Source organism: Chlorobaculum thiosulfatiphilum (genome assembly GCF_006265165.1).
GTDB classification, from domain to species: Bacteria; Bacteroidota; Chlorobiia; order Chlorobiales; family Chlorobiaceae; genus Chlorobaculum; species Chlorobaculum thiosulfatiphilum.
The window spans coordinates 1-1,761 of sequence record NZ_VDCH01000054.1; the positions used below are offsets into that span (position 1 = coordinate 1).

Here is a 1,761-nt window from a genome sequence, read left to right on the forward strand (position 1 = left end):
GTTTGCAGGGCAATATCGCCTTGTTTCGATGTCGCTGGTCAGAAGAATATTTCAAATCGCTCTTTTTAGAGATGCCCTTATGTTTATAAATCACACATGTTATGAGTTCAGATTTTTTTTTCTACAATCGTCGGAGCAATCAGTGCAACTGGTTTAGATGTCGTTTCAGCTTAGAAACTTAGCAAGAGGAGATTGTAAAATGAAATTACGTTTCTTAAATGTATCGGGAGCTGCATTGCCTGATCTACTGGCTGCGCCGCTCGGTCAACATGGTTCCATCGTTAACTATCAATCTTCCATGGTCGAAAGTATTACAGAGTTCGACCTACTTGTTGTTGATTGCAGCGCAATTCCTCACCATCAATTTGAAACCGCAGGCCAGCAATCTTTTAGTGCAATCAAGGCGAATCGCCCGGTGTTACTTTTTCGACCAACTCAAGCGCACAAACAGACATTGGCTCAATATGGAGTAATTTTCACTTATATTTGCTCCGATAGTCTGTGCTTACTCATTGATCCCACCTCGAGCGCTGACGGGGATCCAGTTGCGCTTGTAGAGCATATGGGTGCAATATCAGAGGGTATGGTGGAACGCACCCTCGATGTTCGCAACAACGCCGGTCAGATTGAAACTGTAAGAACTGATGTGTTTCCGGTCAACAAAGCGGCAGTGCCGACGATAAGCGATTTACAACCATTTATCAGTCGAGTACAGCAAGCTGTGCATCGGAGGTCTTTTGGAGGCACTCACAATGATGTCAAAGCAAGTAATGACGACCAAGGGCCCAATCTTCCTCCATCCGACATACCGAAAACACTATGGAACTGTACGCCCATTCTTCTTTATTGGACGTTGAATCCACATGGAGGAACGCAAGATAACTTTACTCCTCCTCAAGGTAATATCACTCTTGAATGCTTGGCCTCAGTTGGTGTTTACTATGATAACGTTAATTTCAATCAACCGGTTCAGTGGTTGCTGATCGAGCATTCAGGGCATCTTTATACGCAAATTAATGTGAATGACAAAACTAATCGTGGTTGGTCTTTGGCTTACATGACCATTGCTGGACAGAATATCAGTTCTGCCACGATGGTAAGCAATCAATCCTCTCCGAATAACGTGAGCGATGTGACGCAGTATACCTCAAGTTCAGAGTTTACTGTTGGGCTAACGGCAGGAACAGAGGGAATCGCGGGAAATATGAGTTACTCGATCGGCTCCTCTCAGAGTTGCTCAATCAGCGATTGGAAGATTATTCAGAAAACTCCAAATAGCTGGCTCTTCGACCAGCAAACTCCATATGACGGTACTACTGACGGTTTTCCTGATGGTGCCGCCGGATCGGATGGCGTAGCAGCATTGCCCACTATTTCGACTAGTGCTTTGGCATTTAACAGCCAAACAGTTTGGGTTCACCTGCCCGCGACGAAAGATTCGATCAATGTATCCTACACCTACGATGTCCAGTGCCGTTTTACTTGGAGTGAGTCTACCGGAACAGATTGGTCTGCTTGGTCGTGGCGTTGGCATACTTGGCCTTCTAAAGGATTCACTATCGCATTTTCCAGTGCATATCCAACAAAGTAGTAAAATGAGGCTCTTCGCAGAATATCGTGGAAAGAAGGGTGTGTATGAAGTAACATAGAGTAATTTTGAGCTTTACCCAACCGCACCTTGATACTCCCATGCAGAGCCTGACGAGCCATTACCACCAACTTTTAGGTCTTTCCTCAAACTGGAAGGTCGAGAACGTTCAT

General features: G+C 45.1%; 1 protein-coding gene. It reads left to right on the forward strand.

Translation table 11 applies throughout. From position 1 onward, the window contains the following. Positions 1-199 precede the first annotated feature (199 nt). Positions 200-1,591: a hypothetical protein gene (locus FGF66_RS12295; RefSeq protein WP_170181381.1), complete on the forward strand. Its 1,392-nt coding sequence runs from the start codon at positions 200-202 to the stop codon at positions 1,589-1,591. The last annotated feature ends 170 nt before the right edge of the window (positions 1,592-1,761 follow it).

What these genes read in the sequence shown, in the direction of transcription:
- FGF66_RS12295 (WP_170181381.1), top strand. Translation starts at nt 200, where the DNA reads ATGAAATTACGTTTCTTAAATGTATCGGGAGCTGCATTGCCTGATCTA.